Origin of the sequence: Enterococcus malodoratus, from assembly GCF_027659535.1 — a bacterium.
GTDB lineage: Bacteria > Bacillota > Bacilli > Lactobacillales > Enterococcaceae > Enterococcus_A > Enterococcus_A malodoratus.
Genome location: NZ_JAQDPG010000002.1, coordinates 356037 through 381409 on the forward strand (window position 1 = coordinate 356037; position 25373 = coordinate 381409).

Consider the following 25373-nt stretch of genomic DNA (forward strand, 5'->3'; position numbering starts at 1 on the left):
TCCCCTTCTTAAAAGATTGCGACAAAAAACTTCGTCATAACAAATGCGATGGCTCCGCAACCAGGAAAGGTCAACAGCCATGCGCTAATCATTTCTTTTACAATGCTCCAATCAACGCTGGAAGCGCGTCTAGCGGCTCCTGCGCCCATGATCGCAGTTGTTTTAGTATGTGTTGTAGAAACTGGAACACCGAAAACCGACGCTAGGAAGAGGCAGATTGCGGCACTTAAATCCGCCGCGAAGCCTTGATACCGTTCCAGTTTTACCATATCCATTCCGACAGACTTTATGATCTTCATTCCACCAACGGAAGTTCCTAAGCCCATCGTCAATGAACAAAGAACCATTACCCATAAAGGAATAACAAAACCGTTACCAGTTTTCTCCGCCAGATTATTATAGAAAAGGCCTAACATGAAGACCCCCATGAATTTTTGTCCATCTTGCGCACCGTGCAAAAAGGCATTCATTGCGGCGCTGATTGCCTGACCGATAGTAAATACATGATTGGCGATCCGTCTGGAGACGTCCTGAAAAATAATCGTAATAAGCTTCGTGACCAGCCATCCGCCGCCGAATCCCATCATTGTTGAAACAATCAACCCTACAATAACCTTGGTCCACTCTGCACCGCTAACCGCTTCCAATCCGCCCATCGCCATAGCTGATCCAGTCAATCCGGCAATCAGTGCATGAGATTCGCTTGTGGGAATCCCGAAATACCAAGCGGCCACCGCCCAGACAACAATCGCAAATAAAGACGCCGCCAGCGCAACTTGTGCGGCATTCCCCGCTCCTTCAAAAGTCACGATATTACTAATCGTCTCCGCAACCTGTGAATTAAAGTACGTCATCACAAGGGCACCTAAGAAGTTCATTGCAACCGCCATCCAAATTGCGACATTTGGTTTCAATACCCGTGTTGAGACAGCTGTGGCAATTGCGTTTGGCGCATCTGTCCAACCATTAACAAAAACAACACCCATTACTAATGTTATCGTTACAACTAATGCAATACTCATTGCTGCACCACCATTTTTTTTATTTCCAAAGTTATGATAGCATACCGAATCCATTCAGTCCTTAAAAATCAAGATTTGTCTCTTTTTTCCACTTATTTTTTCTTAATTTCTGTTAAGGAAAAAAACTTGTCACGATTTTATTGCATTGAAAAGCGGCTTTATGTATAATGAGTAATGTTGAATTGTACGGCTATAACCGTATAAGACTGAATTCGGAGGTGAAATCCATGCCAAACATTGAATCTGCAATCAAACGTGTTCGCACTAGCGAAGTTGCTAACGCTAAAAACTCATCACAAATGAGCGCAATGCGTACTACTGTTAAGAAATTTGAAGAAGCGGCAGCTGCTGGCGCTGAAAATATGAACGAACTTTACAACGAAGCTGCTAAAGCGATCGATATGGCTGAATCAAAAGGTTTGATTCACAAAAACAAAGCAAACCGTGATAAAGCACGTCTTGCTAAAAAATTAGCTAAATAATAAAAACCGATCATTTGATCGGTTTTTTTATTTGTCCATAGTTAAAACAATAGCGTTGGTAGATGATTCTACCAACGCTATTTGTTATTACCGATTATTTCGTTAATTCTGTATAGCTTTTTGCACGTTCTTCCATATCCTCTACCGTCTGGTTCAGCATTTCTTCTACCAGCTCATCATCTTTTTTGATGTTGTGTAAAGCAGAAAAACGTGTTTGTCCTTCAAGGAATGCATTCATTTTACTGAAGTCCGTTTTCTTGAAGTCGATTCGCATTGGGTCTTTGCCCTTTTGCGCTCGAACAGGATCGAAGCGATAAAGCGGCCAATAACCAGACTCTACAGCTTTCTTCGATTCCTCGATTGATTGACTCATGCCGCCGCGAATACCATGATTGATACATGGAGTATAGCCGATAATCAATGATGGCCCAGGGTAAGCTTCCGCTTCTTGGATCGCTTTCAATGCTTGTGTCGGATTCGCTTCAATTGCGACTTGCGCAACATATACGTCCCGGTAAGTCATCGCAATCATTCCTAGATCCTTTTTCTTCGTCTTCTTACCGCCGGCCGCGAATTTCGCAATCGCCGCTGATGGCGTTGCTTTCGACATTTGACCGCCTGTATTGGCATAAACTTCATTATCCATTACCAGAATATTCACGTCTTCACCTGAAGCTAAAACGTGATCGATTCCGCTAAAGCCGATATCATAAGCCCAGCCATCGCCACCGATGATCCATTGACTTGGTTTCACAAACATATCTTTGTCGGCTAAAATTGATTGCAAAGCCTCGTCTGTTTCCTCGCTCAGCGTTGCTCCCAGTTTAGCAGCTCGCTGCTGACTGCCTTCGCCTTCTAAGATATGGTCTAGCCAGTCTTGCAACTGTGCTCTTGTATCCTCAGAACCGATACCTTTGTCCAAAGCTGCTTCAACTTTGTTTGCGACACGATTCCGTTTAGTTTCATTCGCTACGTGCATGCCCAAACCATATTCAGCATTATCCTCAAAGAGTGAATTACTCCACGCCGGTCCCCGTCCATCCTTGTTGACTGTATACGGAGTCGCTGGTGCAGAACCGCCCCAAATTGAAGAACAGCCGGTGGTGTTAGCCACCATCATGCGATCTCCATAAAGCTGTGTCAAAAGTTTCACGTAAGGTGTTTCGCCGCAACCGCCGCAGGCTCCAGAGAACTCTAACAATGGTTGTTCGAATTGCGAACCCTTGACTGAGAATTTCTTCGCTGGATTTTCTTTTTGACGTAAGGTCATTGCAAAAGCCCAGTTCACAGCTTGATCTCTTTGGTCCTCATATGACTTCATAACTAACGCTTTTTCTTTCGCTGGACAAGCTTCTACACAAAGTCCGCAGCCTGTACAATCTTCCAACGACACTTGGATGCGATACTTGAAGCCGTCTTTTCCGCGCATATCCCGTGTGATAAATCCTTCAGGAGCGGCCTCCATCTCTGCTTCATCCGCAAGGAATGGCCGAATTGCCGCATGCGGACAAACAAAGGCACATTCATTACACATCGTACACGCTTCAGGAATCCATTCAGGGACTTCCAAAGCGATTCCGCGTTTCTCATAAGCCGCGGTACCAGAAGGCATCACGCCGCCTAGCATTCCATTTTCAATCAAGTCATTAACAGAAAGCTGATTGCCTTCTTGACGATTGATCGGTTCTAAAATATTGCGAATGTACGCTGGTTTATTTTGGTCTTCACCGTTAACCTGCGGACGAACTTCGATCTCTGCCCATTCAGCTGGAATCTCAACTTTTCTCAATTCAGCAACCGTTGCATCAATCGCTTCGCAATTTCGTTCAACGATTGTTCTGGATTTCTTCCCGTATGCCGCATCTACCTCTGCTTTAAGCAGTGGCAAGTAAGTGTCATGATCCATGATATCGGTCAATTCAAAGAACGCTGTCGACATTACTTGGTTGATTCGGCCGCCTAGTCCAGTCTTTTGAGCGATTTCCATCGCGTTGATAATATAGAAATTAATATCATGCTCAGCTAGATAACGTTTGATCCGGCCTGGCAATAGTTTCTTGACTTTTTCTTCATCCCAAACAGTGTTGAGCAAGAAGGTTCCGCCGTCTTTCAAGCCTTTTACTAGGTCATATTGGTGGATGTACGCACTGTTATGACAACCGACAAAGTCTGCTGCTTCAACATTGTAGGTCGAAAGAATCGGTTCTTTCCCGAAACGCAAATGAGAATTTGTCAAACCGCCAGATTTCTTCGAATCATAAGAGAAATAGGCTTGCGCATAATAATCCGTGTTGTTCCCAATAATTTTGATGGCTTGTTTGTTGGCTCCGACTGTACCATCTGAACCGAGTCCCCAGAATTTTGCCTGGAAAGTCGATTTTGGCGTCAAATCTAACACATCGCTCATTGGCAGGGATAGATTCGTTACATCATCCTTGATGCCGACCGTAAAGCGCTGCTTCATATCTGCCGCTGGTACTAATAGGTGATCAAATACGGCTACGATTTGGTCTGGTGTCACATCTTTTGATGCAATACCGTAACGTCCGCCGATCACGATTGGACGATTCGTATGACGATAGAGAACACTTTGTACATCCAGCAGCAATGGTTCGCCGTCAGATCCAGGTTCCTTCGTACGGTCTAACACCGCAACTTTTTCAACTGTTGCAGGCAATTTTTCCAACAAGTTTTCTGCTGGGAATGGACGGTACAAGTGAATATCTAGGAAGCCGACTTTGCGCCCGTTTTGATTTAAATAATCTACTGTTTGCTGAATTGTTGGTGAAGCAGAGCCCATCGCGATAATTACTTCTGTCGCCTCTGGATCGCCGTAGTAATTGGTCAGATCATAATTCGTACCGCGCAGCTCATTGATCTTATTCATGTATTTCTGCACAATCGCAGGCATTTCGTCATAGTAGCGATTGACTGTTTCTCTTTGTTGGAAATGAATATCGGGATTTTGTGCTGTCCCTGATACATTAGGACGATTAGGGTTCATTCCTAACTTTCTAAAATCAGCTAAAGCTTCCCAGTTCATCATTGCTTTCAAATCTTCGTAATCAATAACTTCGATTTTTTGCAGCTCATGACTCGTTCTGAAGCCATCAAAGAAATTCATGAACGGCAACTTGCCTTCGATACTCGCCAAGTGAGCTACCGCTGATAGATCCATTACTTCTTGAACGCCGCCTTCAGCCAACATACAAAAACCTGTTTGACGGGCAGCCATGACATCACTGTGATCACCGAAAATACTTAAGGCGTTTGTTGATACTGCACGTGCCGCTACGTGGAAAACGGTTGGCAGCAACTCACCAGCAATTTTGAACATATTTGGAATCATCAATAATAAACCTTGCGAAGCTGTATAAGTCGTGGTTAATACCCCGGTTTTTAACGAACCGTGAACTGTTCCAGCGGCGCCTGCTTCTGATTGCATCTCAACTACTTTGACTGTTTCATTAAAAATGTTTTTACGACCTTGTTCTGCCCACTCGTCAACGACTTCCGCCATCGTTGAACTAGGAGTGATCGGATAGATCCCTGCTACTTCAGTAAACGCGTAAGAGATATGCGCTGCCGCAGTGTTTCCATCCATTGTTTTCATCGTTTTCATCATTTGCACCTCGCTTAAACCAACTGCTCCTGCTTTGTCTTTTGAATATATTGATCAATTTCATTTGCTGCGATTTTTCCAGCACCCATCGCTAAGATAACTGTTGCTGCCCCCGTCACGATATCTCCGCCGGCAAAAACACCCGGAATTGAAGTCGCGCAGGTTTCCTCATCTGCGTCGATGTAGCCCCATTTATTCAGTGCTAGTTCAGGGAATGTATCTAATAGAACTTTGTTGGCCCCTTGACCAATTGCTTCAATCGCTGTATCTGCCTCAATAACGAACTCGCTGCCAGGAATCACGATTGGCCGACGACGACCAGAATCATCAGGCTCGCCCAATTCCATTTGAACACATTTAACGGCTGATAGACGTCCTGAGCCATCATTTATGTATTCGACTGGATTCGTCAACCAATGGTATTCGATTCCTTCTTCGACTGAATGATGATATTCTTCTTCACGCGCTGGCAATTCCTCCAGCGAACGTCGATAAACGATTGATACTTTTTCCGCGCCTAAACGTTTCGCGGATCGTGCCGCATCCATCGCAACGTTCCCGCCGCCGATGACCACGACATTTTTCGATTTTTGAACTGGCGTATCATATTGCGGGAACTGATAGCCGTGCATCAAATTAACCCGTGTTAAATACTCACTAGACGAGTAGACACCATTTAATGACGTCCCTTTAATCCCTTGGAATCTAGGTGCCCCTGCGCCGACAGATAAATAGCAGGCGTCAAAATCGGTGATGATCTCATCCATCGTGATCGTTTTTCCGACAACCACATTGGTTTCGATTTTTACTCCTTGAGCCACGATTCGCTCAATTTCCTGCTTCACAGTACTTTTTGGCAGACGAAACTCAGGAATTCCGTAAGTTAATACACCGCCTGGAGCATGTAACGCTTCATAAACAGTGACATCATAGCCTAATTTCGCTAAATCACCGGCTGCTGTTAGCCCGGAAGGTCCAGAACCGATCACTGCGACGCGTCCTTTATCACCAGAAACTTCTTTGTATTCAACTGGTTGTTCCAACGCCCAATCAGCGACTAGCCGTTCCAATTTCCCAATCGCTACAGATTCAAACTTCTTCGAACGGCCCAAACGGCAGACCATTTCGCATTGTTTTTCCTGTGGACAAACACGCCCGCAAATTGCCGGCAGGTTCGTATAACGACTCAAAATTTCATAAGCCAGCGGCATATCTGCATCTTCAATAGCCTTAATAAAACCAGGGATATCGATCATTACTGGACAATTCGTAATACAAGGCGCATTTTTACACTGTAAACAGCGGCTAGCTTCCAGTTGTCCTTCTTCTAATGAATAGCCTAAAGCAACTTCATCAAAGTTTTGGTTTCGGATCTCAGGTGATTGTTCTCTCATTGGTGTTTTTGTGTAACTGCGTTTAGCCATTCGAACTCACCTGCTTTTCATATCTATCGTTTGCCATCATTTCTTCTGGACGATATTGCTGCATTCGATTGACAAATTCATCCCAATCGACTTCTTCGCCTAAAAATTCCGGCCCGTCAACACAGGCGAACTTAATCGAATCCGCCACTGTCACCCGACAACCGCCGCACATTCCTGTGCCGTCGATCATGATCGGATTTAATGACACATAAATCGGTACATCATACTTTTGCGCAGTCAATGTACAAAATTTCATCATGATACTTGGACCGATCGCCCAAGCCATTGAAATCTCCTCGCGCTGGAAGACTTCTTCCATTGCTTGAGTCACGAGCCCTTTTTGCCCAACTGACCCATCGTCAGTCATCAAAATCAACTCATCTGAATATTCCGCACACTCGTCCTGCAGAATCAACAACTCGGCATTTTTTGCACCAAGAATCGTGATCACATGATTTCCTGCTTCTTTTAGTCCTTTGACGATTGGGAACAATGCTGCGATCCCAACACCGCCGCCAACCAAGAGAACGGTACCATAATTTTCAATATCGGTCGCCTTACCAAGCGGTCCAACAATATCCATCAAGGCTTCACCAGCCATGACTGTAGCGAGCTGGGCTGTCGATTTGCCGATCACTTGAAAGATTAAGCGTACCCAACCCGCTTCTTTGTCTGTATCAACGACCGTCAGCGGAATCCGCTCACCCTGTTCGTCGATTCGCAAGATCACAAACTGCCCCGGTTGTGCTTTCTTGGCAATTCGTGGAGCATCAACTAAAATTTCGTACTCAGTTGGTGCCAACTCCTTGCGTTCTAATACTTTAAACAAATTCTCACCCCATTCTTCCAATGTGATTCTTACTCCGCTGCTTCTACCAAAGCTTTCACAAATGCTTTCAATACTTCTTCATCCTCGTCATCAGCTTCGTTTTCGATCTTCACAGTTTCCGCTGCCTTTTTAGCCCCGGTCTTCGCGAAGGCTTCATCGAAAGCAACTGCCGCATGACAGAAATAATCTGGATATAGTTCGCTATCTCCGCTTCCTACTACGCCATAGATTTTTCCTGATAAATCTTCATCTGGTAATTCCTCATGCAAGTCTTCTAAGTCAAAAGGCAGTTCACCGTCTCCATCAGTATAAGTAGCTAGGACACAGATGTCCGCATCTTCATAAAAATCCGCTTCTGCGTCGTCCGCATCCACGCGTTCAACATCAACGCCGATATCTTCAAAAGCATCCTCCAGAATTTCTGAGATTCCTTCTGTGTTTCCTGTGTTCGTTGCATAAACGATTTTTGCTAATGTCATTTCATTCATCCTTTCTTTTATAGGTTTATACATTTGTGGTGCATATATAAAGTCAGAACAAGCTGACTATTATCGTCTGGAAAGATAAATTTTTAAACAGATCCAATCTTACATGAACTGCTCCAAATCCCGCAGGCTAATTGAGATTAATTCTCAGTGAATCCCTTCTGCGGCTTCGCTTTAGGTATTTGCCACCTTTGTTTAATCATACCTTAAAAATGTGAATTATTAAACATTGCTGAGAGATTTTTATTCTATTTTTTCGATAAATGACTAGTTATCGGTGTTTTTTTATTTCCTTCACTTATCACAAGCCGATTCGTTGCATTTTTTACCAAAAAAAGCATGGATCGACTTTATAATGAACAAAAAAAGAATCGACAGGACAAAATAATTTGTCTGTCGATTCTTTCATAAGAGTGAGCAATAGATCATTCGATTCTATTTTCTTCTTATTTTTTAATTTTTTCGGTTGTCTTCAAGATGAACAATTGGAAGTTCATCTCTTTGTCGGCCTGTCCTGTTTTTACCTCATAATCGTTTTCAACCAATTCATCATACATTGAGACCAATAGATTCAACGGGAACTTAGCCACCTGCTGCATCGCTAATTTTACCCGATAAGGATGGACACCCAATGTTTCCGCAATATTGGCCTGCTGATAGCCATTTTTTTGCAGTAATTTCGTTTGCAGCAGCAAACGGATCTGTCCGATTAAGATGGCCGTCAATTTAATCGTCTCTTCGCCTTGTAAATGCAGCTCTTCATACGTTTGATAAGCCTTCTCTGTGTCGCCCTTCAAAATCTGCTCCGTCAACTCAAAAATATTATGCTCCAGCGTTTTAGGAACAAGATCTTGAACCAGTTGAAGCGTGATCGTTCCGCCTTCGCCAGCCAGCAGTAATAATTTTTCGATTTCATTCATCGCTTTTGAAAGATCGAAGTCTGTCAAACGCAGGAATAAATCAAAAGCTTCTTTTGAGATTTTCACATTCTCATTACTGATATAACGCTGTAAGAAATTGCGCAGGTCGCGTTCCTGCAGCGGGGCTGCTTCAATCACCGCCGTCTTTTTCAAAGCTTTGGTGATTTTTTTCCGAGCATCAAGTTTCGGATAATTTGCCCAGAAAACCAAAATTGAGGTATCTAACGGCTGCTTCAAATAGTCGACTAAACCATCAACATCTTGATCTGGGACATTGCTTTTTTTCTCACCGGTTAAAAAGTAAGGATTTTCGACAAAAATCAGTCGATAATCACCGAAAAACGGTAAAGTTTCTGCTTCATCGATCACGGCACCTAAGCCGTTTTCCTCCATATCGAAAGACATGAAATTTAATTCTTCTAAGTCATCCTTTTTCATTCGATCTAAAAAAGCCTGCCGAATTTCCTGAACTAAATAATCTTCTGTTCCGGTAACAAGATAGACAGACTTCAATGGCGCAGTTCTAATTTGCTGAAGGGCTTCTTGTGTATTCATGTCATTACTCCTACTTCACTATTAAAAAATATTTTTAGGTTCATCTGTTAGTGTTTCAGCGCCTTTGGAAAATAAGTTGCTCACGTAAGGAGCAATCGGCACCCTGACTATTCATGCTACCACGATTAATCGAGAAAATCTATTAAGAGTTTGATTTCTCCTCGATTCGTCAGGACAGACCATTGATAGTAGATCATTCCTTGCTGATCGGTCCGAAATACCTTGATTTGACGCTTCTTCAATTTGGCCAATGTCTCCTCTGTCGGATGACCATAACGATTGTTTTTTCCAGCTGAGATAATGGCATATTTAGGCTCTGTCTTTTTCAGCAGTTCTTCCCCAGTTGAGGTGTTGCTGCCGTGATGTCCGATTTTTAGAAAATCGGTTTTGAGCTGCGGATAATTTTCAATCAGTTTTTCTTCACCGGCAATTTCCAAATCTCCAGTTAATAAGAAACGTTGCTGATTCAGTGAAAAATAAGCAACTAGTGAATCGTTGTTTTCACCTTGACTTGCTTCTGGCGACAATACCCGCAGCCTTAAATGTTCGCCGATCGTATCTCCTGTCTTCACTAGATGAATCGTCGTTCCTCTTATTGGTTCTAGCAGGTTTCTTATTTCCATCTGCGAGCCCTTTGCTAAATAAAGATGCTTAACCTTGATCTCATCGAGCACATGGACCAGCTCGCCCATATGATCGGCGTCATTATGCGTGATCAGCAAATGATCAATGCGACTGCACCCGAGCGATTTCAAAAACGGCAGAAGATTATAATCAGAAGGCTGCTTTTGTTGACGCGCCTGCCATTTCTTCTGCTTGAACTTCAACCGGCCACCGGTATCGATTAGAAACGTTTCCTGCTTAAACGGTAATTTGATAAAAATACTATCCCCTTGGCCGACATCTACAAAGGCCACCATCCCATTAGCGGAAAAAGAAATGGAAACCAATAGTAAGATAGCTGCTGCCAGCTGCCAATAAAATTTTTGCCGATATTTCAGATGATCAATCATTGAAAAGACCAAAAACAACAAAGCCAGCATAATTAGAAATGTCGGTCGACCGATGATCAGATTAGGAAAAGCAGCAAAGGCTAGAAATCTTTCCAGCAGCTGAAATGAGGTATCTAATAGCAGACTGAAAAAAGACGGCATTGGTAAAAAGCAGCCTAGGAAGAGCAATAAACAGCCTGGCAGAATCACCCACTCGAAAATTGGAAACAGCAGCAAGGTAAATAACCCGCCAATAATCGTCCACTCGCTGAAGCTATAAATCAGCATTGGCAGTGAGAGAATCGAAAACAGGAGGATTTGCTGCCAAGTCTTGAGCCGTGCATCGCTGAGATACAGCAGCAGCAAAGAAAAATAAAGACTCAATTGAGCACCAATAGACCAAAATACCAACGGAAAACAAGAGACCAATAGAAACAACATGAGACTCCATTGGTCGAGTTTAGAAAGTGAAATGTCAAAAGTTAAACAGGCAAAAGCAATCAAGAAGCTCAAAACAGCTCTGATCGTACTGAAGCTGCCGCCAGTCAAAAAAATCAGACAAAGACCAACCGCACTCAAGATGGCTAAACGCGATTCTCGGATCAGCCTCCCTCTTTTCAGCAATAAATGCAAGCCGCCCAAATAAAACTGAATATGAAGTCCGGATAGAGTAAATAAATGAAGCAGTCCCGTTGTTTTAAACGGTGCAGTATATTCAGCGAACTGTGTATCCTTATATCCAATCACTAACGCTTTAATGTAACTGGCTAAACGTTGGGAATACTGCTGATCAATCCGCCAGATTAATTGTTGGCGCAAGCCGCTTAATGTCAGCTGCTTTTGTCTTGATGGTTTTAAAGACTCGACTTGGATGATCTGACTAATGCCGAGACTTTGATAATACTTCTTTTCATCAAAGCCGTTCAAATTTCTGGCACTGTCAAATGCTTCTGACTCGCCATCGATTAATAGTACATTCGGCAGTTCTCTGCAGGTCCATCGTTTTTTTTCCTCTGGTGATTTCAACGAATAGTACACTAAATATTTCTTGCCTTTAATTTTTCCAATCAGCTTTAAGAAATTCCCGTCAACTTTTACCGAGTCAGACTGAACCTTGACTAATTGATGGGTGAAAATTTTTGCGGTATTATCCAATTGGTTGACATAATAATACGTTCGTAAACCAATAAAAAGACTGCACAAAAAAACCAGCCCTAACAGCTTACGGTTTTTCATGCAGAGGATTCGAATCATTAAAATACTCAATAAAACAAGCAGCCATAGATTGAACTGATAAATCAGGCTCGCAAATAGAATCGCAGCCAAAATCGGTAAAACCAAATAATTCCGAACAGCCGCTATCCTTTTGGTGATGTGGCAGCATCTTCTCCTAATTGCAGTTTGCTGAAGTATTTACTCTCCAAGTGAACCTGATGAGCACTGGCGCCAACTTGGTTGATCAGCTCGATCGCGTAAGGATCATTGCGATAATCTTTCAAATAGTGAATCTTTTTGATCCCCGCCTGCAGCAAAGCTTTCGTACAGGCCAAACAAGGAAAATGAGTCACGTAAACTTCCGCTTGGTCAGTGGCGATGCCCAATTTAGCACATTGTAAAATGGCATTCATTTCCGCATGGATCGTCCGCAGACAGTGTCCATCGACAATGTAGCAGCCATCATCCATACAGTGTACATCCCCGCTGACGGAGCCGTTATAGCCGCCAGCGATAATCCGTTTATCTCGCACGATTGTCGCGCCTACTTCCAAGCGAGTACACGTGCTTCTTAATGATAGTAAAACGGCTTGCGCCATGAAATATTGATCCCAAGGTATTCTTTCAGTCGTCAAATTGTTCGTCCTCACTTTCGATCTTTCTTATATTGTAATCGAGTGCTTCAAATTTTCAAGCGTCTTTTTCGCTGATCGCTGATACTTTCATCAAATCCCTCAACGCGAAGAAAACTGCCATTTCTCTTCGCGGTAGTTGATGATATCTGCGGCTTTCTTTTTACCGATAGCTTGTGCATTCTATTCTGCTGTTTAAAATAAATTACGCAATTTAGAACGAGTGCTTTTTTCCAGTTAAAACCTTTGGTCAATCAAAGGGGCACAAAAAAGTGATGACTCATCCATAAGTCATCACTTTTTCCTACCTATTAAAGATTAATCGTTTTGTTTCCCCTTAGCCACTGCTGTTTTTTTGATCAAACTGAAAACTAGGAAAAAGACCGCTGCTCCAACCATGGCATAAACAGAAAAGAGCAGATAAGCCGTTTGGATAGTTACTAATCTTGTCAAAAGACCATAGATCAAACTAAAGAAAATCATTATTACATTTTGTCCCGCTCCATAAAAGGACATGACGGTTGCTCTTCCCTCGTCTTCGACAGCTTCCTGCAAAGACTTGATAAACAGCAATTCAGAAATCGACATCACCATCATCGCCAAGCCGAAAACAGCAATTGCATAAGGCCGCCAAAGAGCAGAAAACACTGCTAAGAAAATTCCTCCAAGACCATACAAAAGAAACACCAGCTTAAAGGATTGCCATTTTCTGTCTATTATTGGCGCCAATAAATCACCAATGGAAATAAAAATGAACCGCATGGTCAAAAATACACTGACCCAATACGTATCTACCTTAAAATCATTGACAACCAATGCATCGAACTCATCCAAATAGGTTACGAGGCTGGCGAATAAGATTAAAAAAGCAAGTATCAACAAAGAGCTTTGGTTCTCTCGGAACAGTTGTATCGCATCTTTAGCTGTTCGTTGAACGGCAATCGCTGTTTTATTCAACTGACTTGCATAATAATTTCTCTCTCTTAGCCTTGAAGCAAGCACGGCGTTGAACAAACAAATCCCCGCTGAAAGCAGCGAGATTTTTTCTATACTGATGAAGGTGACCAGCACACCGCTTGCGGCGATCCCGACTAAATTTCCAATATTTGCAAAAAAACGGCTCCGACCATAGACTGTGCTGAATTGGTCTTCACGGCCATCACTTTTTAAATTGTCATAAATCAAGCTTTCCTCGGTACCAGAAACAAATGCGTTGCCGATCGCCCAAAAGAAAAATCCGAGGGCAAACAAAGCAAATGAATCGGAAAAGGACCAGATAAAAAAGCAAGCTCCTTCTACAAGTGCCGCAACAACCAGCATATTTCTTCGATTCCACCGATCGGCCAAAACACCGGATGGAATTTCGAACAATATGCTGAACGCGCTCCACAGTGAAATGAGAACGGCAATTGCGGATAGATTCATATTCCTCTCGAGGAACAAGAGTGTATAAAAAGCATAAATTGGCAAGCAGTGGCTCATGAATTTGTAGCAATACAATATCTTTACATTAAATGTTTCCACTTTTAGAACCTCCCTTTTGTTCTTAAGCAAACAATATTTTTGGGAGATCCTCGAACCCTATTTCTAGTTTTGTTTTAACAAGGTAATCGAATCATTTTCATGTGTACTCAGCTCCTTATTGTTAAATATGCGTCGGTCTTTATTCACTAATGCTTCGAAAGTAAGCGTTTTATATTTATGCCGAGAAAAAAGGAATCACACGCAAACTACTCGAGTCAATTTAGTTCTTTCTTATATTGTAATCGACTCCTTCAGATTTTCAAGCGTCTTTTCACCAATGCCGGATACCTTCGTCAGATCCTCTACCGCGGTGAAGCTGCCATTTTCTTCACGATATTTGATAATGTCTGCGGCCTTCTTTTCCCCGATACCGGATAGCTCCTGCAGCTGATTGGCATCTGCCGTGTTGATATTGATTTTTTTGTCTGATCCTGAGGACGTCGTTCCCGCCGGCTGTTGTGCTGTTTCGTTGATCGCTGGGATTTCCTCACCAGCTTTTGGCACATAGATAATTTCCTGATCGGTCAGTAATTTAGAAAAATTGACTTGATTCTGATCCGCTTCCTCCGTAAAACCGCCAGCCAGATCAATCGCATCCATTAGGCGCATCCCCTGTGTAATACGATACATTCCTGTTTTTTTGACGGCTCCTTTGACATCAACATACCATTCTTGCTGACTGGATTCTTTGGTTACTTGAACGCTGCTTTGGGTAGAAAAAAGCATAGGATCTGCTGCTGGTTTCTCAGGTTCTCTGAGCAAAAAGAAGCAGGCAGCGGCTGCCAAAATCACTGGTATCGCAAGCAAATAGGGATATTTCTTTAAGTACTCTTTCATAACGGCCTCCTTTTGCTTAAAGTACGCAATCGAACTCGATTGGCCGCCTATTTTAACAAAAAACGAGTGCCAGACAATCTGTCCAACACTCGTTCAAAAGCCTATTTCATTTTTTCCAGATAATCCAATGCATCCTTGACTGTCTTAACTGGAACGATCTTCATATCGGTCTTCAGTTTTTTAGCCGCTGCTTTGGCTTCTTGGTAATTTGATTTAATACCTGGTTGGGCTTCCTTCATCTCTTTAGTGATCTTGTCGTCTGGAGCGAAGAAAACTTTGTTATTGTCTGCGGCTGCACTAGCCACCTTCTTATCGATACCGCCGATCCGTCCGACTTCGCCATCAGAATTGATCGTTCCGGTACCGGCGATTTTCTCGCCGTGACGCAAATCTTGATCAACTAATTGTTCGTAAATCTCTAACGTGAACATTAATCCGGCTGATGGGCCGCCGATATCTCCGGCATCAATTTTAACTTTTTCTTGAGAATCGATTTCTGTATGGTCAGTTAATGTAATCCCAATCCCCGGTTTTTTATCGGTAGGAAGCTTGATTAATTTTTCGGTGGCCTCCTTCGTTTTTCCATCGTGGATATAGGTGACCTTCATTTCTTGGCCGACTTTTTGTGATTTCACATACTTCATGAAATCTTCGCTGCTGGTAAATGTTTTTCCGTCAGCTTTGGTTACTGTATCGCCTACGCTAATTTTGCCTGCGAAGTTTGAATTCTTTTCAACGCCTAGAACATAGACACCCTTGTATTCCATTTTATAGGGTTTATTAGCTAATTTCAGCGCCTGCTCAATCGCGAAATTTTGAGAAGTCTCCATATTAAACTTCTGAATCTGCATGTATTCATCATCGCTGGCTCCGCCAGTCAAATCATTGACAGAAATAATTTCATGAAAGGGTTCTATTTTCGCTTTTAATGCGGTAAAAACCGTGGCCCGTCGGATTCCCACTGATGTCAGGCTGAATGACCCTTTATGTTCATCTTTTTTATCATTAACTGTGATCAATTCTTTCAAATTGATCGTCTCACCTGGTTCTTCCACATAATAAGGAATTGGCACAATCACACAGGCGACCAGCACTAAGGCTAAAAAAATAAGTAATAATCGTTTGACAAGTTTATTATTTTTCACTATTCTCACGCTTCTCTTCCAACGCCTGATAAACTGCAGCAGGCAAATATTCTTTGACATCACCGTTAAATGTCCAAACTTCCTTTAAGATCGATGAACTGATATGGCTGTACTTCGGCTCTGCCAGTAAAAAGACCGTCTCCAACTCATGATCCAAATGCCGGTTCATCAAGGAGATTTCTTTTTCATATTCATAATCTTTGATACTGCGGATTCCCCGCAATAAAAATTTTGCCCCCAGCTTCTCCGCTACGTTGACGGTTAGTTCATTTTCTTGACCGATCACTCGGACATTGGGAATGTGCTTGACTGATTCCTTCACGATCGCCAGCTTTTCCTCTGGAGTAAAGTAACTCTTCTTATTTGTATTGACAAAAACACCGATGATCAGCTCATCAAATAGTTTGGCGCCTCGTTCGATCGTATCTAAATGACCCATCGTCAACGGATCGAAGCTGCCGGGAAAAAGTGCGATTCGTTTCATCTTAATCCTCCCAATCGTAAATCGTTACGGCGGTGATACCATAATCGCTGCGTTTACGTTCTTTCAGCTGACCGATTGCTTCAGGCAGCTTAACCTCTTTGTCTGTCTCACAAACAACGATGGCCCTTTTAGTCAGTAAATCATTCTCTAACAATAGCTCGATTTGCTTCACGATTTCTTGTTTCGCATATGGCGGGTCAAGCAATACCAAGTCAAACCGCATCCCGCTTGTTACCAACTGCTGAATGGCTTGATTGGCGGGTATTTTCATTAACTGAAAGGCCGCCTCTTCTTTAGTCATAGCGACATTTTCACGAATGATCTCCATGGCTCGAAAGTTTTTCTCTACCAAAACTGCTTGATCCATTCCACGAGAAACAGCTTCGATTCCCAGTGAGCCGCTGCCAGAAAACAAATCTAGCGCCGCGCCTCCATCGAAATACGGACCGATCATATTAAAGATGGCCCCTTTCACCTTATCCGTTGTAGGTCGTGTGTTGTTTCCCGTTAAGGTCTTCAACTTGCGACCACCAAATTCACCTGCAACTACCCGCATGACTCTCATGCCCCTCTCGTTATTCGTGCTGAACAAACTCAATTTTCGGGGGAAAAATGAGCTAAACTTTCGCATCTCTTCTGCTTACTATTTTTGAATGATAGACAGCAGTAAAACTAATTTGTCTCTCTATTATCAAAGAAAAAGATGAAAAATGTTTGAACAAATCAGACATTTTTCACCTTAACTTAGACTGTTTCTGCTAATCGAATCTTTGTATTGGCTTCTACAACATCCAACTCATCATCGTCTTTTACTTGATAAGCAGCCTTCGTTCCGATCCGATCCGCAAAATTCATTTCAATATCTGGTCGATATGAACGTTCCACTTGACGGACGAAATGCAATGCTTGAAGTTTTTCTTCTGTTTCTTCGACAACTTCTTCGTTCACATACAGTACCACATATTTCATTTTTCTTGAGACAAAATGAACCAAGCCATATCGTTTCAAGGTTTTCAATTGTTTCAAGGAATATACCCAAACGATCATTCCTCGTCTTTTTTGCGTTACAAATTCAGTATTATCCATGACAATTCCCCTTACAACTATGATTCCCTGTTTCAAAAAAAGGATTTCCTGCATCCACTTTGATTTCTGAAGAAATAGTTTGCGCCAAACACTTGCCTACATCATCCAACAATCGTTGAAAATCAGATTCGGCTAAGCGAAAAGCTGCAACTTCCTCATTCAGATCTAGTGCTCGTTTACTCATGCGTACATTTCGCTGCTGTTGTCGAAAATCAGGTGCATATTCGCCGTAAGCCGCGATTCGTTCAAATTTATCTTTTTCCGTTTGAAAGTTTTTTTTCAACTTTGCCACTTCTGGACTATTATTCATCCGTCTTCTTGTTTTCAGATAGTTTTTATAGCTTTGGCTCGCTAAAATGGCCTGAATCAAGACTTGATTCTGATCCTCCAGCTGAAAGAAAGCATCATTAATGATCAACTTATTCACTATCCTTTGTTTTTTCTGGTTCCTGTAACAAGACTAGCATACTTTCTTGATCAATTGCAACGCCAAGCTCTGCCTCCGAGGTATCGAAGACCGCCTTCGAATGCGCATGACTGAGCCAATTAAATAAATTGAACAGGGGATCGACCACAGGCGAATAAAAAAGCCCATCCTCATAATCAATCCGATCATTTTTGGCTAAATCCTTAAACTCTGTTGCGGATAATTCAAAGGATAAATTGCTTAAATGAGCGCCTTGATCCGTTTGCCATTCCTCTAATCGCTCTTTCGACAACACTTTTTTCGGTGCTGTTAAAAAACTTTTTAGCAGTTTCCTGCTGTCGCCCATCGACCTATCAGCTGTGGCTAAACTTGGTAGTTTATGCAAACTGCGATAGTAATTAATCGCCTCAACCATTCGCGTCTGCTTTTGCTGATTCAAGACATTCCAGTCAAGGTTGCTCTCTTGCACCCGATTGGCCAGTGGATTTCCGCTATTAATTTGATAGGGCATCAACCGCAATAGATTTTCTATATCTAAATATACGGCACCAATCATTTTTTCGTTCTCACTATTGAAAAAGAGCATCGCAAACGTCCCATTGTCAAAAGCGACTAACGGCCGATAACGCATATCGTTCTCGCTTAGTTCAATCGCCACAGGTTCTTCATCATAAGCTAAAGCGAAATCTGCGGATAAATTGATTTTATCCGACAGCTGACTGCTGGTCATGCCAAACTTAAAAGGATGAATCTCGGTCTTTTTAGCCATCACTTTAATCGCGCTGACTTTGCCCGCTTCTACATTGACCTCAAGTATTCCTTGCTCCAACGCATAATCACGCGTTTGAAAAAAGAAGCCGCTGTCTTCCACCTTGGTCGGATGACCAAAGCTCTGCTCAAAATTTTCGATTGGCTGCGAAATATAATTCGCATAACCTTCAGCCTTGATCGTCTGGTGCTTCAAAGCCTTGTGACGAACGACCTGATTAGCAGGCTCTACAGAAACTTTTTTTTGCGCGGGTGGAAAGAAAACTGGCTGTAAATAGTAGCCGATTAAAACCAAAAACAGAATACTAAGAAAACCAATTACTCTTTTCACACAACAACGCTCCTAATTCGTACTAATGAATACATTTTTCAAATGAAAAATGACTCTTATTCCCATGCCGTATATCATTCCTCTAAACAGTTCTCACCACATTTGGTCAACAACCAGACTTATAGATGCTATTTGATTAAAACTATCAAAGAGGAACTGACATCCTAATTCGTACTAATACAAAATAACTCTATTTTTCCTTAACTTCAATCAACAGATCGCCGGAAGAAATGCTTTCGCCTTCTTCAACATATAAATGAGAAACTTCTCCAGCAAATCGTGCATCGATCGAGGTCTCCATCTTCATCGCTTCAGTTATCAGCAATGGCTGACCTTTTTCAACATGATCGCCTTTTTTAACCAAGACTTTCAAGACAGAACCAGTCATAGTCGCGCCGATCTGTTCACGATTGGTTGGTTCTACTTTACGTTTGGTTTGGACCGCACTCTTGATTGATGCATCCTTAACTAAGATTTCACGACGTTGACCGTTTAAGTTGAAGAACAATGTCCGGTTTCCTTCAACATCGGCTTCACCGATTTCATCCAGACGAATAATCAATGTTTTGCCTTTTTCAATTTGAACCGTGATCGTTTCACCTAGACGCATACCAGCAAAGAATGTCGGTGTATCTAGTAATGTAACATCTGCAAACAGTCCATATGATTTTTGATAATCCAAGAATACTTGCGGATACATCAAATAGCTCAATACATCCGTTTTGCTTGGCTCAAAGCCGATCATTTCTTGCAGCTCTTGTTTTACTTTATCGAAATTGACTGGTTCAGCAAACTTGCCTGGACGCTCTTGCATCGCTGGACGACCTTGCAGAATAATCTGCTGCAGTTTTTCAGGGAACCCGCCAACAGGCTGACCTAGTTCTCCTTGGAAGAAGCTGACCACTGAATCAGGATAGCTCAGCTCGTCTCCACGGTCGTAAATATCTTGTTCAGTCAGATCATTTTGCACCATGAACAGCGCCATGTCTCCAACCACTTTAGAGGACGGTGTCACTTTTACGATATCGCCAAACATTAGATTGACTGTTTGGTACATTTCTTTGATTTCATCCCATTTTTCGCCTAAGCCAACTGCTTTGGCCTGTTGTTGCAGATTTGAATATTGCCCACCAGGCATTTCGTGGTTATAGACTTCGGTTTGAGCCGCCATAATGCCATTTTCAAAACTTGCATAGTATGGACGAACATCTTCCCAATAATGGTTCAACTTGCGCACATTTTTCAAGTTCAATTCTGGCGTGCGTTCGCCGTATTGAAGAGCATAATACAGACTGCTCATACTTGGCTGGCTAGTTGCTCCACTCATTGCGCTGGTCGCGACATCGACAACATCGACACCCGCTTTAACCGCAGCCGAGAGTGTGATGATGCCATTTCCGGCTGTATCATGTGTATGCAGATGAATCGGCAGATCAGTCGTTTCTTTCAACTCACTGATCAAACGGAAAGCTGCTTGCGGCTTCAATAATCCCGCCATATCTTTAATAGCGATCATGTGAGCGCCGATTGCTTCCAGTTCTTTTGCCATGTCTTTATAATATTGAACATTGTATTTCGTGCGATCTGGATCTAAAATATCGCCGGTATAACAAATCGTACCTTCAGCAATTTTCCCAGCATCACGAACATACTGAATGCTCTTTTCCATTTGTGGAATCCAGTTTAGACTATCGAAGATTCGGAAAACATCGATGCCATTATGTGAGGCTTCCTTAATGAATTCTTCCAGCACATTGTCTGGATAGTTTGAGTAGCCAACCGCGTTTGACCCGCGGAAAAGCATTTGCAATAACGTATTGGGCATTGCTTTGCGCAATAATTTTAGTCGTTTCCAAGGATCTTCTGTTAGGAAACGATAGGCCACATCAAATGTCGCGCCGCCCCACATTTCGCTTGAGAACAATTCAGGGATTCCTTCACCTGTTGCTTGAGCCACATTTACAAGATCGTGAGTCCGTACTCGTGTAGCTAATAAACTTTGGTGGGCATCACGGAAAGTCGTGTCTGTCAATAGAACAGAATCTTGTTCTTTGACCCATTTAGTGACTGCTTCAGGACCTTCTTGATCTAAAATATTTTTCGCTGTAAGGAGCTCTCTTTTTTCGACTTTCGGTGTACGTGGTGTTTCGAAGTAGCGTTTCTCCTGTTTTTCGATCCCAGGGAATCCGTTGACCGTGATTTCTGAAATATAGCGCATTGTTTTGTTGCCGCGGTCACGAACGCGCGGAAATTCAAATAATTCAGGTGTATTATCGATAAAGGTTGTTTTCGCATCGCCGCTTTGGAAAACAGGATGGCTGATTACATTATGCATAAATGGAATGTTGGTCTTCACACCGCGAATCCGGAATTCGATCAGACAACGTTGCATCTTTTCAATCGCTTGATCAAAGTTCATCGCATGCGTACAAACTTTTACTAGTAATGAGTCAAAGTAAGGTGTAACAGTTGCGCCAGCATAGGCGTTACCAACATCTAAACGTACGCCGAAACCACCTGGCGAACGATACGTATCGATTTTACCTGTGTCAGGCATGAACCCATTCAACGGGTCCTCAGTCGTTACACGACATTGGATAGCCGCACCAGAAATTTGAACATCCTCTTGCTTAGGCAAACCGATCTCTTTATGCAGATCTTTGCCTTGGGCGATCATCAATTGAGAAGTCACGATATCTACACCAGTAATCAACTCAGTGATCGTGTGTTCTACTTGGACACGCGGGTTCACTTCAATGAAGTAAAAGTTATCGCCTTCAACTAAAAATTCAACAGTTCCGGCATTTACATAGCCGACATGCTTCATTAATTGAACAGCTGCTTGACAGATTTTTTCACGTTGTTCCGTATTTAAAGAAATACAAGGTGCCACTTCAACTACTTTTTGATGACGACGTTGAACAGAACAGTCCCGCTCAAATAAATGAAGGACATTTCCATGTGTATCTCCTAAAATCTGTACTTCGATATGCTTAGGATTGGCAACATATTTTTCGACGTAGATTTCATCATTCCCAAAAGCCGCTTTCGCTTCGCTTTTCGCACGATCATACCCTTCGCGAGCTTCTTTTTCATCATGAGCCACACGCATACCGCGACCGCCGCCGCCTAATGCCGCTTTGATCATAACCGGATATCCATGAGATTCAGCAAATTCCAGCACGCCCTCAATCGTATCTACCGGGCCATCTGAACCAGGGATTGACGGAATCCCAGCTTCTAAAGCCGCTGTTTTAGCCTTAATTTTATCGCCGAAAATATCTAAGTGATGCAACTCAGGTCCAACAAAAATAAGACCCTCTTCACGACAACGTTTTGCGAATTCTAAGTTTTCTGAAAGGAAGCCGTAGCCTGGATGAATCGCATCCACCTTTGCTTCTTTCGCCACTCGGATAATATCTTCAATATCTAAATACGCATCAATCGGTTTTTTCCCCTTGCCGACTAAATACGCCTCGTCTGATTTGAAGCGGTGAACCGAATACTGATCTTCCTCTGCGAAGATCGCCACCGTTTTAATGTTTAATTCGCTACACGCGCGAAAGACCCGCGTTGCAATTTCTCCTCTATTTGCTACCAATACCTTTTTCATGCACTTCACTCCTGACTTTTTAAGTATTCATACTCGATCGCGAGTTTGGTTCGTTTCTCATCCGCACTGATATTCAATGCAAAAGCCACACCAACTGACAATACAAGCAAGCTGTTTCCTCCTTGACTCAAAAATGGGAACGTGATCCCGGTCAATGGAATAATTCCTAAAATACCACCAAGATTAATAAAAACCTGCAATAACAACAGACTTCCAATTCCGATACAAATCAATGAATTGAAAGGCTTTTTCGAACGAATCCCAACCAAATAGATCCGAGCGATCATAAAAATCAAAATTGCTAAAATAATTAAAGCGCCGATCAAACCAACTTCTTCTATTACAATAGAAAAAATGAAGTCCGTGTGAGCTTCGCTTAAAAAACCCTTTTTCTCGATACTATTGCCTAAGCCGCGGCCAAACCAGCCGCCGTTAAACATAGCGTAGTAGCCATTAACCATTTGATGTCCTTGATCCAGTTCATATTTGAACGGATTTTTGAAGCTCTCAAAACGATTAAAGATGTACTGCAAACGTTTTGGAAAAATAGCGCCGCCAAAATGAGTTAGAAATTCGATGGCTAGAAAACTGCCCACGATTCCAACACCGCCGACAATCAAACTGTAGATCCAATTAACACCACTGGCCAATAGTAAGATCAAAGCTAACAGTGTGATGATCGCCGCATTCCCCATATCGGGTTGGACAGCAACCAAAAAGATCATGGCAAAAACCAGCATTAGCGGACGTTTCATATCGTTTGTAAAATTATTTTGAATCGTTTCCTGACGCTTCGATAAAATATAGGATAAATACCAGACGACCATGATTTTCAAATATTCGGCCGGCTGCATACTAAAGGAACCAATTCGAATCCAGCCTTTTGCTCCATTGATTTCATCACCAATAAAAAAGACAACAATCAACAGAATAAAAATGAGATAAGTCGCAAAAATAATTAACTGCTGACTTTTCAAAACATCCGTTTTCATCTTGTACATCAAACTAATCATGACTAAACTTAAAGCCCAAAAAATCCCTTGGTTCATCACCAGACTTGTCGGGCTTACATTATTTGAAATCAATAAATAGGAAGTTGAACTATAAACAAAAATCAAACCGATCACGGTTAAAATCAAATAAGGTATCAAAATACTATAATCTAAAAAATGACGTTTTTTTATCTTAGTAGGCAAGAGCTAAGCCTCCCAGTCGGCATCCGTCATATCTTGACGAGTTTCGTACAATTCCGTATATAAACGATTCAGCTCCGCTTCCAATTCACTAAGCATTTGCTGCCCCTCTCCTCGCTTCAAGATACCTACCTTTTCAGCAAAGAAGACTTGGCGTGAGAAGCCATACATTTGTGTATCAACGACTTCCTCAAAAGCTTTACATTGAGAAATACAAAGACTGTTTGTTTGATTACGAATCAACAATTTGATGCGATTGGCATCCTCTTGCAACACTTTAATGGCAAAATCAGAAGAAATATTTTCCATTTTGCTTCCCTCCTATCTTGATTTCAATATTATAACATAGAAAAAATTTAAAAAGGAAAAAAATACGTGAGACTAAGCTTTTTCTAAACTTTTCGTTCGTGTTTAGACTTTTACACAGCAAACGAAATATTACGTAAAGATTACAAACCAGAAACCATAGATGAAAACGCGAAAAATCAGTTCTTTTTGCCTTCTGACCCGTGAAACAAAACGCCAATATGAAACATAACGTTTTTTTCTCATTTTAGTTCGTTGAGCCACATCATACTTTTGCTGATAAATCCCGATACCTACTCTCCTTCTATCATTAAGAAATCTCATATAACGACTTACTTTATTCAATTATCTTCTATATTAAGTGTACGACAAATAGCCCGCTGAACAGCAGGCTAAAAAAGAGTCCTCTAATTGAATGCTAGTTGTCTGTTCCATACCAACGTTGGATTTTTTGATGGAACAGCTTCGCTCGCTACTCTCGTTTCCGGATACGATCCAGTAGCCGCCAGCGTTTTCTTTTCGTTTCAGGCGGAGAAGCAGAGATTCCAGGCGGTTCTGCTCGGCCTTCTTTCAATCTTTCTGTTAAAACAAGTGTTGCCGGTTCTTCGTTATCCTCGATTTGAACGTTTTCCAATGTGTAGTCATCTGGTAGGCAAGCCGTGATCACTGTCATTGCCTGACTTTCCGTCATTTTTCGCAGATTGATCCCATCTGGTAATCTGACTCTTTGAATCAAACTGCCCGGTTCTGGAATTTCCATAGTGATTTTTAAGTCTTCCGGAATCCGTACATTTTGTAGTTCTTTTATCATCTGCACAGGAGTTTTTTCCTGCGTGCTTGGTTTTTCTGGTGCTATTTCAACAACCGCTTTTTTCGCGCTTGATTGACTATCGTCAAAAATCGTCGTTTCGATCTTTTCAATCAATTTCGCATGACGCAGCCTCTTGAATAAGCCCACGCCATCTTTTTCAAACAGCGTTAGCTTAGTCAGCTTGTTTAAGGATGCTTTGATTTCTTCCGCGGATTTCGTTGTATCAAAATCCTTCAAGCGCAAATACTGCTTTCTTCCGTTGCTTTTTTCAAATTCTGCCTCTAAAGTTTTCATTTTCTCATTCCTTTCGTCTTAAATTTCTTATCGATCATTCTCCGTTGTTCGTCGTCATGAACCGACTAACCCTGCCAACGGTTCTTTGATAAATTGCGTATATAATGTTTTCAGCTTCTCAGCGATATAAGCTTTAGCAGGAAATAATTTGATTAGCAATAAACGCCATTCTTTCTTCTCGAAATATTCAGCGAAGAAAACATAATAGCGGCGCAATGCAGCGCTTGATCGTGTTCTTAAAAAGATATGTTGAACCAAGTTCGCCAGCATGTAAGAAAATTCCTCTTCGCACAATTCTTCTCTCACTTGAAGCGCTACCAACATTTCGATCGCGCCATTGCCGTCATTGGTTGCTCGATAATAATTTTTGATTCGC

General features: G+C 42.1%; 22 protein-coding genes. 1 reads left to right on the forward strand and 21 read right to left on the reverse strand.

The window, feature by feature from the left end:
- Positions 1–8 precede the first annotated feature (8 nt).
- Positions 9–1022: an inorganic phosphate transporter gene (locus PGP85_RS05100; protein WP_034708572.1), complete on the reverse strand. Its 1014-nt coding sequence runs from the start codon at positions 1020–1022 to the stop codon at positions 9–11.
- A 227-nt stretch (positions 1023–1249) separates the two neighbouring features.
- On the opposite strand from PGP85_RS05100, the gene rpsT reads away from it, so the two are divergent.
- A complete protein-coding gene (rpsT, locus tag PGP85_RS05105; protein WP_090403355.1) occupies positions 1250–1504 on the forward strand; it encodes a 30S ribosomal protein S20 in 255 nt (84 codons plus the stop codon).
- Positions 1505–1598: 94 nt separating this feature from the next.
- Here the strand turns inward: rpsT and nifJ are convergent, their stop codons facing one another.
- The 20 genes from nifJ to PGP85_RS05205 form a co-directional block, all read right to left on the reverse strand.
- Positions 1599–5129: a pyruvate:ferredoxin (flavodoxin) oxidoreductase gene (nifJ, locus tag PGP85_RS05110; RefSeq protein WP_010739114.1), complete on the reverse strand. Its 3531-nt coding sequence runs from the start codon at positions 5127–5129 to the stop codon at positions 1599–1601.
- An 11-nt stretch (positions 5130–5140) separates the two neighbouring features.
- Complete coding sequence (gene gltA, locus PGP85_RS05115) at positions 5141–6550, reverse strand: NADPH-dependent glutamate synthase (RefSeq protein WP_270326411.1); 1410 nt, start codon at positions 6548–6550, stop codon at positions 5141–5143.
- A complete protein-coding gene (locus PGP85_RS05120) occupies positions 6543–7379 on the reverse strand; it encodes a sulfide/dihydroorotate dehydrogenase-like FAD/NAD-binding protein (RefSeq protein WP_034708569.1) in 837 nt (278 codons plus the stop codon). The genes gltA and PGP85_RS05120 overlap by 8 nt, the downstream gene beginning before the upstream one ends.
- 29 nt (positions 7380–7408) lie before the next feature.
- Positions 7409–7858, reverse strand: a complete 450-nt coding sequence (locus tag PGP85_RS05125) for a flavodoxin (protein WP_010739111.1) — start codon at positions 7856–7858, stop codon at positions 7409–7411.
- Positions 7859–8310: 452 nt separating this feature from the next.
- Positions 8311–9339, reverse strand: a complete 1029-nt coding sequence (gene holA / locus PGP85_RS05130; RefSeq protein ID WP_010739110.1) for a DNA polymerase III subunit delta — start codon at positions 9337–9339, stop codon at positions 8311–8313.
- 125 nt (positions 9340–9464) lie between these two features.
- Positions 9465–11672: a DNA internalization-related competence protein ComEC/Rec2 gene (locus PGP85_RS05135; RefSeq protein WP_010739109.1), complete on the reverse strand. Its 2208-nt coding sequence runs from the start codon at positions 11670–11672 to the stop codon at positions 9465–9467.
- Between the two features lie 17 nt (positions 11673–11689).
- A complete protein-coding gene (locus PGP85_RS05140) occupies positions 11690–12181 on the reverse strand; it encodes a ComE operon protein 2 (protein ID WP_010739108.1) in 492 nt (163 codons plus the stop codon).
- Between the two features lie 315 nt (positions 12182–12496).
- Positions 12497–13702 (reverse strand): MFS transporter, encoded by a 1206-nt coding sequence (locus PGP85_RS05145; protein ID WP_270326414.1) that lies wholly within the window; start codon positions 13700–13702, stop codon positions 12497–12499.
- A gap of 231 nt (positions 13703–13933) precedes the next feature.
- Entirely contained in the window at positions 13934–14539 is a 606-nt protein-coding gene (locus PGP85_RS05150) for a helix-hairpin-helix domain-containing protein (protein WP_010739106.1), read from the reverse strand.
- 101 nt (positions 14540–14640) lie between these two features.
- On the reverse strand, positions 14641–15684 hold the full coding sequence (locus tag PGP85_RS05155) for a SepM family pheromone-processing serine protease (RefSeq protein ID WP_034708243.1): 1044 nt from the start codon (positions 15682–15684) through the stop codon (positions 14641–14643).
- Positions 15674–16168 carry a pantetheine-phosphate adenylyltransferase gene (gene coaD, locus PGP85_RS05160; protein ID WP_010739104.1) on the reverse strand — a complete coding sequence of 165 codons (495 nt, stop codon included), beginning with the start codon at positions 16166–16168 and terminating at the stop codon, positions 15674–15676. Before coaD ends, PGP85_RS05155 begins: the two co-directional genes overlap by 11 nt.
- Position 16169: 1 nt before the next feature.
- A complete protein-coding gene (rsmD, locus tag PGP85_RS05165) occupies positions 16170–16733 on the reverse strand; it encodes a 16S rRNA (guanine(966)-N(2))-methyltransferase RsmD (protein WP_071879485.1) in 564 nt (187 codons plus the stop codon).
- A 179-nt stretch (positions 16734–16912) separates the two neighbouring features.
- Positions 16913–17260, reverse strand: a complete 348-nt coding sequence (locus PGP85_RS05170; protein WP_172463183.1) for a YlbG family protein — start codon at positions 17258–17260, stop codon at positions 16913–16915.
- Positions 17247–17672 carry a YlbF family regulator gene (locus tag PGP85_RS05175; protein WP_010739101.1) on the reverse strand — a complete coding sequence of 142 codons (426 nt, stop codon included), beginning with the start codon at positions 17670–17672 and terminating at the stop codon, positions 17247–17249. The genes PGP85_RS05170 and PGP85_RS05175 overlap by 14 nt, the downstream gene beginning before the upstream one ends.
- A 1-nt stretch (position 17673) precedes the next feature.
- Positions 17674–18780 carry a CAP-associated domain-containing protein gene (locus tag PGP85_RS05180; protein WP_010739100.1) on the reverse strand — a complete coding sequence of 369 codons (1107 nt, stop codon included), beginning with the start codon at positions 18778–18780 and terminating at the stop codon, positions 17674–17676.
- Between the two features lie 190 nt (positions 18781–18970).
- Positions 18971–22393 (reverse strand): pyruvate carboxylase, encoded by a 3423-nt coding sequence (locus tag PGP85_RS05185; protein WP_010739099.1) that lies wholly within the window; start codon positions 22391–22393, stop codon positions 18971–18973.
- A 5-nt stretch (positions 22394–22398) separates the two neighbouring features.
- Positions 22399–23589, reverse strand: coding sequence for an FtsW/RodA/SpoVE family cell cycle protein (locus tag PGP85_RS05190; RefSeq protein WP_010739098.1), 1191 nt, complete (start codon positions 23587–23589; stop codon positions 22399–22401).
- Between the two features lie 3 nt (positions 23590–23592).
- Entirely contained in the window at positions 23593–23895 is a 303-nt protein-coding gene (locus PGP85_RS05195; protein WP_010739097.1) for a DUF1507 family protein, read from the reverse strand.
- 469 nt (positions 23896–24364) lie between these two features.
- Complete coding sequence (locus PGP85_RS05200; RefSeq protein ID WP_010739096.1) at positions 24365–24997, reverse strand: DUF2922 family protein; 633 nt, start codon at positions 24995–24997, stop codon at positions 24365–24367.
- Positions 24998–25051: 54 nt separating this feature from the next.
- On the reverse strand, positions 25052–25373 hold a 322-nt coding region (locus PGP85_RS05205), incomplete at its 5' end, for a hypothetical protein (protein ID WP_270326417.1).